14 protein-coding genes are annotated in these 15,017 nt (G+C 72.2%); 5 read left to right on the plus strand and 9 right to left on the minus strand.

What is annotated here, in order from left to right; translation table 11 throughout:
* Window positions 1-41 precede the first annotated feature (41 nt).
* From argS to AB0F52_RS30875, 3 genes are read left to right on the plus strand one after another with little or no spacing between them, the layout of a single operon-like run.
* The gene (gene argS / locus AB0F52_RS30865; RefSeq protein ID WP_360178684.1) at window positions 42-1,766 is read left to right on the plus strand and encodes an arginine--tRNA ligase; all 1,725 of its coding nucleotides are present in this window, start codon (window positions 42-44) and stop codon (window positions 1,764-1,766) included.
* Window positions 1,767-1,778: 12 nt separating this feature from the next.
* Complete coding sequence (locus AB0F52_RS30870; protein ID WP_103343436.1) at window positions 1,779-2,165, plus strand: PPOX class F420-dependent oxidoreductase; 387 nt, start codon at window positions 1,779-1,781, stop codon at window positions 2,163-2,165.
* Window positions 2,162-2,446, plus strand: coding sequence for an antibiotic biosynthesis monooxygenase family protein (locus AB0F52_RS30875; protein ID WP_360178687.1), 285 nt, complete (start codon window positions 2,162-2,164; stop codon window positions 2,444-2,446). The genes AB0F52_RS30870 and AB0F52_RS30875 overlap by 4 nt, the downstream gene beginning before the upstream one ends.
* Here AB0F52_RS30875 and AB0F52_RS30880 read toward each other — a convergent pair.
* Window positions 2,416-3,015, minus strand: coding sequence for a TetR/AcrR family transcriptional regulator (locus tag AB0F52_RS30880; RefSeq protein ID WP_103343434.1), 600 nt, complete (start codon window positions 3,013-3,015; stop codon window positions 2,416-2,418). The genes AB0F52_RS30875 and AB0F52_RS30880 overlap by 31 nt on opposite strands.
* Window positions 3,016-3,076: 61 nt before the next feature.
* Here AB0F52_RS30880 and AB0F52_RS30885 point away from each other — a divergent pair, with 61 nt between their 5' ends.
* Entirely contained in the window at window positions 3,077-3,790 is a 714-nt protein-coding gene (locus AB0F52_RS30885) for an SDR family oxidoreductase (protein WP_360178690.1), read from the plus strand.
* A gap of 79 nt (window positions 3,791-3,869) precedes the next feature.
* Here the strand turns inward: AB0F52_RS30885 and proB are convergent, their stop codons facing one another.
* From proB to AB0F52_RS30910, 5 genes are all read right to left on the minus strand, one after another.
* Window positions 3,870-4,979: a glutamate 5-kinase gene (proB, locus tag AB0F52_RS30890; protein ID WP_360178693.1), complete on the minus strand. Its 1,110-nt coding sequence runs from the start codon at window positions 4,977-4,979 to the stop codon at window positions 3,870-3,872.
* Complete coding sequence (gene obgE / locus AB0F52_RS30895; RefSeq protein WP_360178696.1) at window positions 4,976-6,433, minus strand: GTPase ObgE; 1,458 nt, start codon at window positions 6,431-6,433, stop codon at window positions 4,976-4,978. The genes proB and obgE overlap by 4 nt, the downstream gene beginning before the upstream one ends.
* A gap of 110 nt (window positions 6,434-6,543) precedes the next feature.
* Window positions 6,544-6,804 carry a 50S ribosomal protein L27 gene (rpmA, locus tag AB0F52_RS30900; protein ID WP_103343431.1) on the minus strand — a complete coding sequence of 87 codons (261 nt, stop codon included), beginning with the start codon at window positions 6,802-6,804 and terminating at the stop codon, window positions 6,544-6,546.
* A gap of 39 nt (window positions 6,805-6,843) precedes the next feature.
* The gene (gene rplU / locus AB0F52_RS30905) at window positions 6,844-7,158 is read right to left on the minus strand and encodes a 50S ribosomal protein L21 (RefSeq protein WP_003067132.1); all 315 of its coding nucleotides are present in this window, start codon (window positions 7,156-7,158) and stop codon (window positions 6,844-6,846) included.
* 165 nt (window positions 7,159-7,323) lie between these two features.
* Window positions 7,324-10,293 (minus strand): translation initiation factor IF-2 N-terminal domain-containing protein, encoded by a 2,970-nt coding sequence (locus AB0F52_RS30910; RefSeq protein WP_360178699.1) that lies wholly within the window; start codon window positions 10,291-10,293, stop codon window positions 7,324-7,326.
* Window positions 10,294-10,840: 547 nt separating this feature from the next.
* On the opposite strand from AB0F52_RS30910, the gene AB0F52_RS30915 reads away from it, so the two are divergent.
* Window positions 10,841-12,268: a S8 family serine peptidase gene (locus AB0F52_RS30915; RefSeq protein WP_360178702.1), complete on the plus strand. Its 1,428-nt coding sequence runs from the start codon at window positions 10,841-10,843 to the stop codon at window positions 12,266-12,268.
* Between the two features lie 8 nt (window positions 12,269-12,276).
* Here AB0F52_RS30915 and AB0F52_RS30920 read toward each other — a convergent pair whose 3' ends face one another.
* From AB0F52_RS30920 to AB0F52_RS30930, 3 genes are all read right to left on the minus strand, one after another.
* The gene (locus AB0F52_RS30920; protein WP_360178705.1) at window positions 12,277-13,098 is read right to left on the minus strand and encodes an ABC transporter permease; all 822 of its coding nucleotides are present in this window, start codon (window positions 13,096-13,098) and stop codon (window positions 12,277-12,279) included.
* Entirely contained in the window at window positions 13,099-13,905 is an 807-nt protein-coding gene (locus tag AB0F52_RS30925) for an ABC transporter permease (protein ID WP_360178708.1), read from the minus strand.
* Window positions 13,906-14,060: 155 nt separating this feature from the next.
* Window positions 14,061-15,017, minus strand: coding sequence for an ATP-binding cassette domain-containing protein (locus AB0F52_RS30930; RefSeq protein WP_360178711.1), 957 nt, complete (start codon window positions 15,015-15,017; stop codon window positions 14,061-14,063).

Here is a 15,017-nt window from a genome sequence, read left to right on the forward strand (position 1 = left end):
ACGCTGCGGGCTTCCGCGACCGGAGCCGAAGGAGGGACACCGTGCAGCAGACCGCCGACGTTACCGAGGAGCTGGCGCGCCGCGTGGTGACCGCCGCCGGCCGGGCGCTGGACGTCGCACTGACGCCAGAGCAAGCACTGGTCCAGGCGTCGCCGCGCGACGGCGTCGACTACCAGGCCAATCTCGCGATGAGCTTGGGCAAGCAGCTCGGTCGTCCGCCACGCGAAGTCGCCGGGCTCATCGCCGGAGCGCTGGAGCTCGACGGGATCGCCGCTCCGCCCGAAGTCGCCGGGCCGGGTTTCCTGAACTTCGTGCTGCGCAGGGAATGGCTTGAAGCACGCACCGGCGCGCTGCTCGGCGATCCGCGGCTCGGCGTGCCGGAAACGGCGACGCCCCGGCGGATCGCGCTCGACTACAGCAGCCCGAACGTGGCGAAGGAAATGCACGTCGGGCACCTGCGCTCGTCCGTGATCGGCGACGCACTCGCCCGCCTGCTGCGCTTCGCCGGGCACGAAGTGCTGCCGCACAACCACCTCGGCGACTGGGGCACGCCGTTCGGCATGCTCATCGAGCACCTCCTCGACGTCTCCGCCGGGCAACGCGCGATCGCCGACCTCGACGCCTTCTACCGCGAAGCGCGCCGGAAGTTCGACAGCGACGATGCGTTCGCGACGCGGGCGCGCACCCGCGTGGTCAAGCTGCAGAGCGGCGACGAAGAGACTCTCACCGTCTGGCAGGAGCTCGTCGACGAATCGACACGGCACTTCGACGAGGTCTACGCGCTGCTCGGGATTTCCCTCACGGACAAGGACATCTACGGCGAGAGCTTCTACAACCCGTACCTCGCCACGGTCGTCGACGACCTCGAGGAAGCCGGTCTCACCGAAGCCAGCGACGGCGCGATCTGCGTGTTCCCGGACGGGTTCCGCAACCGTGAAGGCGACCGGCTGCCCCTGATCGTCCGCAAGCGCGACGGCGGTTACGGGTACGCCGCCACGGACCTGGCGACCGTCCGGTACTGGACGGCCGAGCGCGGCGCCACCGACCTGCTCTACGTCGTCGGGACGCCGCAGGCGCAGCACTTCGCGATGCTGTTCGCCACCTGCCGCGCCGCGGGCTGGCTGACCGGCCACGCCGAACACGTCGGCTTCGGCACGGTGCTGGGCGCGGACGGCAAGGCCATGCGGACCCGGGCCGGCGAGACCGTCAAGCTGGCGGACCTGCTCACCGAAGCCGTGACGCAGGCCGCCGCGGTCGTCGCCGAACGCAGTGAGCTCGACGCGGGCGGGCAGGCCGAAGTCGCCCGGGCGGTCGGCATCGGCGCGGTCAAGTACGCGGACCTGTCCGGCGACCGCGAGCGCGACTACGTCTTCGCCTGGGACCGGATGCTGGCCAAGGAGGGCAACACGTCGGTGTACCTCCAGTACGCGCACGCGCGGACGCAGTCGATCCTGCGGAAGTCGGGCGGCCTGCCGGAGGGCGACGACGTCCTGCTCGAGGCGCCGGCGGAGCGGGCGTTGGCGCTGAAGCTGCTCCGGTTTGGCGAAGCACTGAAGGCGTCGACAAGCGCCTACGCGCCGCACAAGCTCTGCACTTACCTGTACGAGACCGCGGTGGCTTTCTCGCGGTTCTTCGAGGAATGTCCCGTTCTGAAGGCGTCTTCACCGTCACTGCGCGCGTCTCGGCTGAGGTTGACTACGCTGACGTCGCACACACTCGCGCTCGGGCTTTCCCTGCTCGGCATCGAAGCGCCCGACCGGCTCTAGCGGGAGACCACTGTGGAACTACCCGGCGATCTGCTCGCTCTGCTGCGCGAGCCCAGCCTCTGCTTCCTGTCGACGCTGATGCCCGACGGCTCGCCGCAGCTCACCCAGACCTGGGTGGACACCGACGGGACACACGTCCTCGTCAACACCGTGCTGGGTCACCAGAAGCAGCGCAACATCGCGCGTGATCCCCGGGTGGCGCTCAACGTCGCCGACCGCGCCCGGCCCTCGCGCTACTTCGCGATCCGCGGGCAGGTCATCGATACGACCGAAGACGGCGCGGTGGAGCACATCGAGAAGCTGTCGCAGCGCTACCTCGGCGGCCCGTACCCGTGGTGGGGTGGCCGCGACCAGACGCGGCTGCTGCTCACGATCAAGGCGGATCGGATCACGTCGTGATCATCGTCGCCGGCTGGCTCGCCGTCGCTCCCGAAGAGCGTGAGGACTACCTGGCGGGGTGCGCCGAAGCCGTCCGTCTCGCGCGGGAGGCGCCGGGCTGCCTCGAATACGCGCTGGGTGCCGACCTGCTCGACCCCGGCCGGGTCACGGTGTACGAGCGCTGGGAGTCCGACGAAGACCTGGAGCGCTTCCTCGGCTCCGGGCCGTCGGACGAACAGGCGGCGCGGATCCTCGACGCCTCGGTGGCGCGCTACCGGATCTCGGCGGTCGAGGCGCCGTGATCCGCCAGCAGCGCCACTAGTTCGTCCGCCAGTCCCCGGTCGACCGGCTCCCGCGTCGCGAGGAGCCGGTACCAGAGCGTCCCGAACACGACGTCGAGCACCGTGCCGGGCCGGACGCCGGCCGGGAGTTCGCCGCGCTCGCGGGCGCGGTCGACGAGCGTGCCGAGCGCGTCACGGCGGCGGAACAGGAAGTCTTCGCGGAAGCGCTTGCCGAATTCCGGGTCGATCTGGGCCTGGGCCATCAGCGCCCGGAGCGTGTCCGCGACCGGTGACTTCCCGCCCAGTTCGAAGGTGCTGCCCAGGAACCGGGCCAGGTCGGCGCGGAAGGAGCCCTGGTCGGGGACGGGGATCTGCAGGTCCGCCTTCGTCGCGAGCGCGTCCAGCAGGACGTCGGCCTTCGACGGCCACCAGCGGTAGATCGTCTGCTTTCCGACGCCCGAGCGCGCGGCGATGCCTTCGATGGTCAGTGCGCCGTAGCCGGCCTCCGCGACCAGTTCGAGCGTCGCGGCGAGGATCGCCAGCCGGCTCTGTTCGCTGCGCTTGCGGCCGGGGCGGGACTGGTCGGTCATGGGATCCGATGGTAGCGTTAATTTCGAAACGAGACGTACCGGTTCGAAATGAGGAACAAGCATGAGCATCGCTCTCGTGGCCGGCGGCACTTCGGGCATCGGCCTGGCGACCGCGCGGCGGCTCCGGCAGCGGGGATACGACGTCCACGTCACCGGGCGCGGCAAAGAACGTCTCGATGACGTCGCATCGAGCGATCCGGAGCTGACGGGGCACCAGGCCGACGGCGGCGACACCCCGGCGATGGCCGCGCTGGCCGCGTCGCTCGGGACGGTCGACGTGCTGGTGGTGAGCCTGTCCGGCACCGAAGGCATGGGGCCGATCGATGCGCTGGACCTCGCCGTGCTGCGGCGGGCGTTCGACGCGAAGTTCTGGGCGCACCTGGCGACGATCCAGGCCGTCCTGCCGCACCTGGCGGCGGACGGGTCGATCACGCTGCTCAGCGCCATCACGGCCCGGGCAGCGATGGCCGGCACGGCCGGGATCGGCGCGCTGAACGCGGCGATCGAGGCACTGGTCAAGCCGCTGGCGGTCGAGCTGGCGCCGAGGCGGGTGAACGCGGTGTCGCCGGGAGCGGTCGATACGGCGTGGTGGAGCGGCTTCCCGGAGGAGATGCGGGAGGGATTCTTCGCGCAGACGGCGGCTTCGATCCCGGTGCGCCGCGTCGCGACGGCGGACGACGTCGCGGAGGTGGTGACGCTGGCGGCGACGAACCGGAATCTGACCGGCACGGTCCTGGAGGCCGACGGCGGAGCCCGGCTGGTCTCGCTGGGTTAAGACCTCACGTGTGACGGGAAGGTCATCACGTGTGATTGGCGGGTCGACACGCGTGATTGGCGGGTCGGCACGGGCGGGGTCAGCGGCGGAGGGGGACGAGGTCGTCGGCGTGGACGACCTCGCGTCGTTGCTCGGCCGGGAGTTCCGGGGTCGAGCGGCCGATCAGGTCCGGGAGTTCCGTGGCGTCGAAGGCTACGACGCCGCGGGCGACCGGGCGGTCCTTCGCGTCCACCAGGTCGACTACGTCGCCTGCCTGGAATTCGCCGTCCACGCCCGTGATGCCCGCGGCCAGGAGGGACCGGCGGCGGCGGACCACCGCTGTCACCGCGCCGTCGTCGAGGCGGAGCTTGCCCGTGGTGTCCGCCGCGTAGCCCAGCCAGAACCGGCGGGCCGACAACCGCGTGTCCGCCGGGGCGAAGGCTGTTCCCGGGGAAGCGGAAGTCAACGCCGCCGAGGCTTCCGAAGCCGCCGCCAGCAGCACCGGGATGCCCGCTCCCGCCGCCGTGCGGGCCGCCGCGAGCTTGGAGACCATGCCGCCCGTGCCCAGGCCGGAACTGGACATGCCGACCGAGATTCCGTCCACATCGGACTCGGAGAGGACCTCGGTCAGCTTGCGGGTCGCGCCGCCGCGGGGGTCGCCGTCGTACAGGCCGTCCACATCGGACAGCAGGATCAGCGCGTCGGCGCCGATCAGGTGGGCGACCAGGGCCGCCAGGCGGTCGTTGTCGCCGAAGCGGATTTCCTCGGTCGCCACCGTGTCGTTCTCGTTGACGACCGGGACCGCGCCGAGCGCCAGCAGCCGCGAAAACGTCCGCTGCGCGTTGCGGTAGTGCGAACGGCGGACGACGTCGTCGGAGGTGAGCAGCACCTGCCCGACCGTCAGCGAGTACCGCCCGAACGACTCCGCGTACGCGTGCGCCAGCGCCAGCTGCCCGACGCTCGCCGCCGCCTGCTGCGTCGCGAGGTCACGCGGCCGCTTGCCCAGCGAGAGCGGGGCCAGCCCGGCCCCGATCGCGCCCGAGGACACCAGCACGATTTGCGTTTCCCGGGCGACGCGCTCGGCGATCGCGTCGACCAGCGCGTCCAGCTGGGCCACCTCGAGGCCGCTGCCCGCGCTGGTCAGCGCCGACGAGCCGACCTTGACCACCAGCCGCCGCGCGGCGGCGATGGCTTCGCGCGTGCCGCTCACTCCTCGACGTCCAGGTCGTCCTCGAGCTCGTCCGAGCCCGCCCGCCGGATCCGGCGGGCTTCCTTGCGCTCGGTGGCGCCGGGCCGGTCGATGCGCTCCAGCCGGACGTCGGTGCCGCGCCCGGACAGGTGCATCGCGACGCTCGGCGTCGACGGCTCCCATTCGAACTGGACGTCGCCGACCGTGACCGGGCTGCCCGGCCTCGCGCCGAGCTTCGCCAGCTGGTCCTCGACGCCGAGGCGGTTGAGCCGGTCGGCGAGGTAGCCGACGGCCTCGTCGTTGCCGAAGTCGGTCTGGCGGATCCACCGCTCCGGGCGAGCGCCGCGCACGATGAACGCGCCCTCTTCCTCGGGGTCGACCTCGACGGTGAACCCGGAGTCGTCGACGGCCAGCGGCCGCAGCACGATCTTCTCCGGCTCCAGCACCGGCTCCGCCTCGCGGTTCTGCTCGACGATCGCCGCGAGCGCGAAGGTCAGCTCCCGCAGGCCCTTGCGGGACGCCGTCGAGACGGCGAACACCTTGAGGCCGCGGGCTTCGAAGTCCGGCCGGACGAACTCGGCGAGCTCGGCGGCCTCCGGGACGTCGATCTTGTTGAGCACGACCACCCGCGGACGATCTTCTAGCTTGCCGCCGAGGCTCGGCGTGTACTTCGCGAGCTCCGCCTCCAGAGCGTCCACATCGGACACCGGATCGCGGCCCGGCTCCAGCGTCGCGCAGTCGACGACGTGCACCAGCACCGCGCAGCGCTCGATGTGGCGGAGGAAGTCCAGGCCCAGGCCCTTGCCCTCGGACGCGCCGGGGATGAGGCCGGGCACGTCGGCCATCGTGAACACCGTGTCGCCGCCGGTGATGACGCCGAGGTTCGGCACCAGCGTGGTGAACGGGTAGTCGGCGATCTTCGGCTTGGCCGCGGACAGCACCGAGATCAGCGACGACTTGCCGGCGGACGGGAACCCCAGCAGGCCGACGTCGGCGACCGACCGCAGCTCCAGCACGAGGTTGCGGGTCTCGCCGGGCTCACCCAGCAGCGCGAACCCGGGCGCCTTGCGGGCCTTCGACGACAGCGCGGCGTTGCCGAGCCCGCCGCGGCCGCCCTGGGCGGCGACGAACGTGGTGCCGGGGCCGATCAGGTCGGCGACCATCTCGCCGTCTTCGGTGAACACGACGGTGCCGGACGGCACCTTCATCACCAGCGTCTCCCCCGCCGCGCCCGCGCGGTTGCTGCCCTGGCCCATCTTGCCGCTGCCGGCCTTGGCGTGCGGGCGGAAGTGGAAGTCGAGCAGGGTGTGCACGTTCGGGTCGACGACCAGCAGGACGTCACCGCCGTTGCCGCCGTTGCCGCCGTCCGGGCCGCCGAGGGGCTTGAACTTCTCGCGGTGCACCGAGGCGCAGCCGTTGCCCCCGTCACCGGCGGTCAGGTGGATGACCGCGCGGTCCACGAACCGGGACGCCATGACTTTGCCTCACTTCACTCGCGAACAGAGATACACAAAACAAACGAGGGGTGGCACCGGATATTCCGGTTCCACCCCTCGTTCGAGGTCTAGCGTCGAGAACCGAAGACTCAAGCCTCGACTGGCACGACGATGTTGACCGTCTTGCGGCCACGCTTCTCGCCGAACTGGACCGCACCGGCGGCCAGGGCGAACAGCGTGTCGTCGCCGCCACGGCCGACGTTGACGCCGGGGTGGAACTTGGTGCCGCGCTGGCGGATCAGGATCTCGCCCGCGTTGACTTCCTGGCCGCCGTAGCGCTTGACGCCGAGGCGCTGCGCGTTCGAGTCACGACCGTTGCGGGAGCTGGACGCACCCTTCTTGTGAGCCATAGCTCAGTCCTCTTTCTTACTTAAGATCCGGAGAAGTTCTTACAGAGAGATGGCGGTGACCTCGACGCGGGTCAGCTTCTGCCGGTGACCCTGACGCTTGTGGTAGCCCGTCTTGTTCTTGAACTTGTGGATCCGGATCTTCGGACCCTTGGTCTGCTCGACGACCTTGCCGGTGACCGAGACCTTCGCCAGCGCGTCAGCGTCCGTGGTGACATCGCCACCGTCGACGTACAAAACGGCGGGGAGGATGTGCTCGGTGCCCGGCTCGCCCTCGAGCTTCTCGACCTCGACGACGTCGCCGACGGCCACCTTGTACTGCTTGCCGCCGGTCTTGACGATCGCGTACGCCGACACGGAAGTCTCCTGCATTACTCGACAATGGGTGGGGGCTCCACGCGACCGGCCCACCTGATGGAACGGCGGTCCTGGACTCGCGCAGACAACCTGCTCTGGTGGCAGGCCGTACTACAGGTTACGTGGGGTGCCCCGGTGCGTTACCACCGGGGTCCCCCTAGTGATTCACTTGCTCTGGTCGGAGGCGTGCACCGGCGGCCCCGCCGGCCGCGACGCCGCCCGACGCGGACGGCGCCGGGTGGAGCGCACGGCCGGTTCGGGCACGCTGACCTCGGGGTCGGCGAGCTCGGCGACCGGCTCGCTGACCGGCTCCTCCGCCGGTTCCGGAGCCGAGGACCGTTCGACCTCGGGCTCGTCGTCCTGCGGCACCGGCACCTCGTCCGCCTCGGTGGTCACCGGGGTGCCGGCGACCTCCTGGGCGGGCTGGGCGGGCTCGGCGGCCGGCTCGGCCGCCACCGGCGTCTCGTCCGCCTCCGTGGTCGCCGGGACGCCCGCGACCTCCCTGGCCGGCTCCGGGACGGGCCCGTTGCCGTTCAGCGCGCCGTGGTCGTGCTCCTTGGCGGCCTTCGCGGCGTTGGCCACCGCGGCCACCGCCGACGCGATCGACTCGCGCCGCTCCGGCGGCGGAACGGCGTGCACCTCGGCCTTCGCGGCCTCGGCGGCCTCCTTGGCGGCCTCCTCGGCCTTGCCGCGGCCCCGCGACCGGCGGGAGCTCTTCTCCCCGCCGCCGCTGTTGCCACCGCTGTTACCGCCGTTGCCGCCGTTGCCGTTCCCGCCCTGCGACTGCGGCGAGTTGCCGGCCGTGCGCTGCACCTCGGTCGAGACGAGCACGCCCCGGCCCTTGCAGTGCTCGCACGGCGTCGAGAACGCCTCCAGCAGGCCGGTGCCGATCTTCTTGCGGGTCATCTGCACCAGGCCGAGCGAGGTGACCTCGGCGACCTGGTGGCGCGTGCGGTCCCGGCCGAGGCACTCGGTCAGGCGGCGCAGCACCAGCTCGCGGTTGGACTCGAGCACCATGTCGATGAAGTCGATGACGATGATGCCGCCGATGTCCCGCAGCCGGAGCTGGCGGACGATCTCCTCCGCCGACTCCAGGTTGTTGCGGGTCACCGTCTCCTCGAGGTTGCCACCCGAACCGGTGAACTTGCCGGTGTTGACGTCGATCACCGTCATCGCCTCGGTGCGGTCGATGACCAGGTAACCGCCACTGGGCAGCCAGACCTTCCGGTCGAGCGCCTTGGTGATCTGCTCGTCGATCCGGTGGTCGGCGAACGCGTCGCCGGTGCCGGTGTAGCGCCGGAGGCGCTCGGTGAGCTCCGGGGCGACGTGGCTGACGTAGCCGTTGATCGTCTCCCAGGACCGGTTGCCCTGGATCTCCAGCTTGGTGAAGTCCTCGGTGAAGAGGTCACGCACGACCTTGACCAGCAGGTCGGGCTCTTCGTAGAGCATGGTCGGCGCGCCGCCCTTCTTGCCGGAACCGGCGGCGGCCTTCTCCTTGATGACGTCCCACTGCGCCTTCAGGCGGTCGACGTCGCGGCCCAGCTCCACCTCGCCGATGCCCTCGGAGGCGGTGCGGATGATGACGCCCGCGTCCTCCGGGACGATCCGCTTGAGGATGTCCTTGAGCCGGCGGCGCTCGTTTTCCGGCAGCTTGCGGGAGATGCCGGTGGCGCCGCCCGCGGGCACGTAGACGAGGAAGCGGCCGGGCAGCGAGATCTGCGTGGTCAGCCGGGCGCCCTTGTGCCCGACCGGGTCCTTCGTGACCTGGACCAGCACCGAGTCGCCGGTGGAGAGCGCCTGCTCGATCTTGCGGGCCTTGCCCTCCAGGCCGGCGGCGTCCCAGTCGACCTCGCCGGCGTACAGCACGGCGTTGCGGCCGCGGCCGATGTCGATGAACGCGGCCTCCATGCTCGGCAGCACGTTCTGGACGCGGCCCAGGTAGACGTTGCCGACGATCGAGCCGGAGCCCGACTGCGTCACGAAGTGCTCGACGAGGACGCCGTCCTCCAGCACCGCGATCTGGGTGGAGTCGCCGTGCTCGGCGACGACCATCGTGCGCTCGACCGCCTCGCGGCGGGCGAGGAACTCGGCCTCGGACAGGATCGGGGCGCGGCGGCGGCCCGCCTCACGGCCGTCACGGCGGCGCTGGCGCTTGGCTTCCAGCCGGGTCGACCCGCGGACGCTGCGGACCTCGTCGCGCGCCGGGCGCTCGGCCGGCTCGGCCTTGGCCTGGCGGACGTGGGTGACCGTGTTCGGCGGGTCGTCGGTGCCGGTGGCCTCGGCGTCTTCGCCGTCCGAGCCCTTGCGGCGACGGCGACGGCGGCGACGGCGGGTGCCGCCTTCGCCGTCGTCCGCGTCGCTCTCGGACTCCGAAGACGACTCTGCGTCCTCGGCCTCTTCGGTCTCCGCTTCGGGCTTTTCGTCGCCGTTGCGGCCCTTGCGGCGGGGCTGCTCTTCGACCTGGTCGTCGTCGTTTTCGGCGGTCTCGTCGCCGCCCTCGGCGCCCTTGCCCCGGCCACGGCCGCGACGGCCCCGGCGGCGACGGCGGCGGCTGCCGGCGTCGTCGTCTTCGTCGGCCCCGACGTCGGCGCCCGGCGTCGTGTCTTCGATCTCTTCCTCGGCGACCTCGGGCTCCGGGCGCGAGGGCGGCTCCGCGAACGGGTCGGCCGGCTTGCGGGCCGGCTTGGCCGCGCGTTCCGCCGGCTCCGGCGGCAGGAAGACCGGCGACGGCGCGGCGAAGACCGGCAGGTGGGCGCGGGTCTTCTGCCGCGGCCGCGGCTTCTCGGCCTCGGCGGCCGGCACCTCGGCCACCTGCGGCCGCTCGGCCACCTGCGGGCGCGTCTCGGCGGCCGGCCGGGCCTCCTGGGGCTCCGGCTCGGCCGGCGTGTCTTCGGTCTCACCGGGCACGAAGGCCTCGGCCACCTTGAGCGCCACGTCCCTGGTCACGCTCGACTGCGCGCTGCGCACGCTCTCGCCCAGCTCGGCGAGCTTCGCGAGGACGTCCCGGCTGTGCGACTCCAGCAGCTTGGCCAGCGCGTGCACCCGGATCCGGGGCGGCAGGTCGGCCAGCGGGCCGCCCGTGGGTGTGGCGGGATTCCCGCCGGTGTGCTCGGCGGGTGTTTCCGCGTTCGACATATGTCTCCTCCGCCCCCGGGCGCGTCTGCCGGTTCGCACCGGCAGGGACGCGGCCGCGCAGGGGCCCCTTTCTGTTCGTTCCGCCGTGGTGGTCACCAACGGCGGGAATCCTGGCCCGACAACCGGGCGCCGCACCACCGCTTCCGGTGGGACGCAACCCGGTCAAAGGTCTGCTCGGCGGCGTACGCGAGGCATCCGCGGCCCCCGGGCCGCCCGCCACGTCGTCCAGCCGCCCGGTTCGCGGGCGGCGACGCGCGTCGCAGGAGTTCACGCACATCACCGGGCCACAACGCCGCAGGCAGCACCTCTCACATGCGCCCCGCGGCCCAGCGGCCACCCCGAGTATCCCACACCGGGTGACCGCTCCGGTGTACTCGGTACCTCCCGCAGGCATCCGGGCGCGCCGCACCGCCCCCATCCGCCCCACGGCCGGGGGAACTTCGCCGCAGCGCTTGTCCACCGGGCACCGGGTGGCTACGGTGCGGCTCGGGGTGACCGGGATCTCGCGCGCCGGCACCCGCGGTTCCTGCATCCGGTGGGAGGTCCGGTGTCCCTGCTGGCGCGGCCGCTGCGAGCGGCCGTGTGCACCGTCCTGGTGCTTTCGGGATGCGTCACCGCCGGTCCGGCGGTGGCCGGGGAGGACAGCTGCGCCCACGGCCGGGCCCTGCGCTACGTCGTCACCTTCGACCGCGGCACCACCGAGGCCGCGGCCCGTTCGGAGATCGACGGCGCCTGCGGCGCCACCACCGTCTTCTACCCGCAGATCGCCGTCGCGGTCGCCACCTCGGGCGACCCGGGTTTCGGCGAGCGGATCGGGCTCGACCGGGCGTTCAGCGCGCAGGCCGAGCGGCTGGCCGCCCAGCGCGTCACCGAGGTCAAGCCGCAGCCCGCGCGGGCCGCGCTGCCCGCGACCGATCCCGCGAAGGTGCCGTCCGCGGACCTGAGCGAGCAGCAGTGGGACATGCGGATGATCGGCGCGGACCGGTCGCACGGCGGTCCGGGCGGCTCCCGGGACGTCGTCGTCGGCGTGCTCGACTCCGGGATCGACCCGGACCACCCGGAGCTGAGCGACGCCGTCGACCGCGACGACTCCGCCGGCTGCCTGACCGGGGCGCCCGACCGGGCGCCGTCGGCGTGGGCGCCGACGACGTCGGTGCACGGCACGCACGTGGCGGGCATCATCGCGGCGGCCGGCGACGGGCACGGCGTGACGGGTGTGGCACCCGGGGTGCGGGTGGCGTCGGTGAAGGTGATCGACGACCGCGGGTACGCCGACCCGGAAGCCGCGGTGTGCGGCCTGATGTGGGCCGCCTCACGGCACATGCGGGTGACGAACAGCAGCTTCTTCGTCAACCCGTGGTCGCTGTCGTGCATCCGCGGCCACGACCGCGGCGTGGTGCACGAGGTGCTGGCCCGGGCGGTCGAGTACAGCACGTCGGCGGGGACGTTGAACGTGGCGGCGGCCACCAACGAGGCGGTGGACCTGACGCCGTCGGCGCGTTCGGGGGCGCGCGGGGCGAGCAGCGGGTGTGAAGCCCTGCCGGCCGGGCTGCGGGACGTCGTCGCGGTGTCGGCCGTCGGCGCGGACCGGGTGAAGGCGGGGTACAGCTCGTACGGCCTGGGCGTGATCGACGTCACGGCACCGGGCGGGGAGAGCGGCGGCTGCGTGGCGTCGGCGGTGCCGGGCGGGTACGCGCCGCTGTGCGGGACGTCGATGGCCGCCCCGCACGTCACCGGGGTGCTCGCGCTGCTGGCGTCCGCCGCGCCGGAGGCCCGGCCGCGGCAGCTGCGCCGGACGCTGGAGGCGGCGGCGCTGCCGATGCCCTGCCCGGCCGACTACGACCTGACCGGGGACGGGCTCCAGGACGCCTACTGCGCCGGGTACGAGGGCTACAACGGGTTCTACGGGCACGGGATGGTCCAGGTTCCGGCGCCCGCCGCGGAGCCGGACGGCCGGCCCGACCAGGCCCGCTGACCCGGGCGTCACGTCAGCAGGAGCTTCGCGATCCGGCGCGTCGAGGCCCAGAGGCCCAAAGCGCCCAGGACCAGCAGGTACGCCAGGTTGATCAGCATGCCGCCCGACAGCAGGCCGGTCGCGAGGCCGCGCATCAGCTCGATCGCGTGGTAGAGCGGGAGGCAGCGGACCACCCACTGCAGCGGCTCCGAGTACACCGACAGCGGGTAGAACGTCGTCGCGAAGAGGAACATCGGGGTCAGGACCAGCTGGATGTAGTCGAACTGGGCCGTCGACCGCAGGAACGTCACCAGGGCCATCCCGATCGCCGAGAACGTCAGGCCCACCAGCAGCGCCGACGGGACCATCAGCAGCGCCCACCACGACGTCAGCAGGCCCATCGCCGCCGCGATCGCGAGGAACGCCACCGCGTAGATGCCGCCGCGGGTCATCGCCCAGCCGATCTCGCCCAGTGCCACGTCCAGCGGGCCGATCGGGGTCGCCAGCATCGCGTCGTACAGCTTCGCGTAGCGCAGCTTGAAGAACAGGTTGTACGTCGATTCGAACACGGCGCCGTTCATCGCCGACGTCGCCAGCAGGGCCGGCGCCACGAACGCGACGTAGCTCATCGGGTGCCCGTCCGGGCCCGTCACCTCGGTGACCAGCTTGCCGAAGCCCAGCTGGAACGCCAGGAGGTAGAGGAACGGCTCGATCGCGCCGGACACGAACAGCAGCCAGCTCGCGCGGGACACCATGACCGAGCGCTCGACGAGCATGCGGGCCCGGCCGGCGTACAGCCCGGGCGGGAGGATGCGCAGCAGCAGCCCGGCGCGGGCCTCGACCGTCGTCATTCAGACCACCAGCCTCCGGTAGAAGGCCCGGTGCGCGAGCACCCACCCAGCCGCGAACAACGCCGCCAGCACGGCGAGGTGACCGAGCATCGCCCAGCCGCCGACGCCCCCGATGCTCAGGCCGCGGGCCAGCTGCGTGCCGTGCCACAGCGGGGAGAGCCAGGCCAGCCAGCGGATCGCGGCCGGCAGCTGGGCGATCGGGAAGAACGTGCCGGAGAACAACGTCATCGGCATCACGACGAACCGGAAGATCAGCCCGAACCGCTGGCCCTCGTCGAAGGTCCGCGCGGCCAGCGCGGCCATCGGCGCGGTGCAGGCGAGCCCGGTGACGGTGCCGGCCAGGATCACCAGCAGCACGCCCGGCCCGGTCCAGGCGCCGAAGAACAGCGCGACGAACGCGTAGATCGCGCCCGCCAGCGTCAGGCGCATGGCCGACCAGATCAGGTGCCCGCCGAACACCTGGCCCGGCGACACCGGGGTCGCCGTCACCGCCAGGTACTCCTTCTGCCACTTGAACCCGGAGAGCACGGGGTAGCTGGACTCGCCGAAGGCCTGCTGCGCGGCCCCGGCGGCCAGCAGCGCGGGGGCGATGTACTGCAGGTAGGACAGGCCGCCGGTGACCGTGCCGGGCCGCACCTGCGAGCCGAAGCCGAGCCCCATCGCGGCGAGGAACAGCACCGGTTGCAGCCCGGTCGAGTACAAAGTGGACAACCAGTGGCGGCGGTACCAGGTCCAGCGGCCCTCGACCTGCAGCCAGGCGCCCCGCCACTTGCCGACCACGCGGCCGGTCGATGCGACGGTGGTCATGCCCGCCACCCCGCGCACGGCTGAAGCCGCGGGAGACAGCCGGGGGTCCGGGGGCTCGCCCCCGGACCGGGCGCGGGGGCCGCGCCCCCGCAGAACACATCGACGAGGGTCATGGGCGAGCGCTTTCCGCGAGCATGGTTCTCCCTCATCCCGAGTCAGTCCACCAAGGTCCGGCCCGTGAGCCGGAGGAAGACGTCCTCCAGCGAACTGCGGCGCACCAGGCTCGACAGCGGCCGCAGCCCGCGGGAATGCGCGTGCTCCAGCGCGTCCTCGCCGTCGTCGCTGTAGAGCAGGACCCGGTCCGGCAGGATCTCCACCCGCTCCGCCAGCCCGTCGACCTGCCGGGCCGCCGCGACCTGCTCCCCCGGCGCGAACCGGAGCTCGACGACCTCGCGGGTGGAATACCGCCGGATCAGCTCGGCCGGTGCGCCCTCCGCCGCGACGCGGCCGTGGTCCATCACCACCAGCCTGTCGCACAGCTGCTCGGCTTCATCCATGTAGTGCGTCGTGACGATCAGCGTCGTGCCCTGGGCCTTGAGCCGGAACAGCCGATCCCACAGCAGGTGCCTCGCCTGCGGGTCGAGGCCCGTCGTCGGCTCGTCGAGCAGCAGCAGCTCCGGGTCGTTGACCAGTGAGCGGGCGATCGTCAGCCGCCGCTTCATGCCGCCCGACAGCGGGTCGACCTTGTCGCCGGCCCGGTCACCGAGCTGGGCGAACTCCAGCAGCTCGTCGGCCTTGCTCCGCGCCGCCGCCCGCGAGAGGCCGAAGTAGCGCCCGTAGATCAGCAGGTTCTCCCGGACCGTCAGTTCGACGTCCAGGTTGTCCTGCTGCGGCACCACGCCGAGGCGCGCGCGGATCCGCGGCCCGGCGACCTCCGGGTCCAGCCCCAGCACGCGGAGATCGCCGTCGGTGCGGGGCGACACGCACGCGATCATCCGCATGGTCGACGACTTGCCGGCGCCGTTCGGGCCGAGGAAGCCGAACGCCTCCCCGCGCCGCACCTCGACGTCGATCCCGCGCACGGCTTCGAACTCGCCGAAGCGCTTCACCAGTGCCTTGGCCTGCACCAGTGCCGGTTCCCGGTCCTCCGATTCGTCCACACTCCGCACCAT

This window comes from Amycolatopsis sp. NPDC024027, from assembly GCF_040638975.1.
Lineage (GTDB): Bacteria > Actinomycetota > Actinomycetes > Mycobacteriales > Pseudonocardiaceae > Amycolatopsis.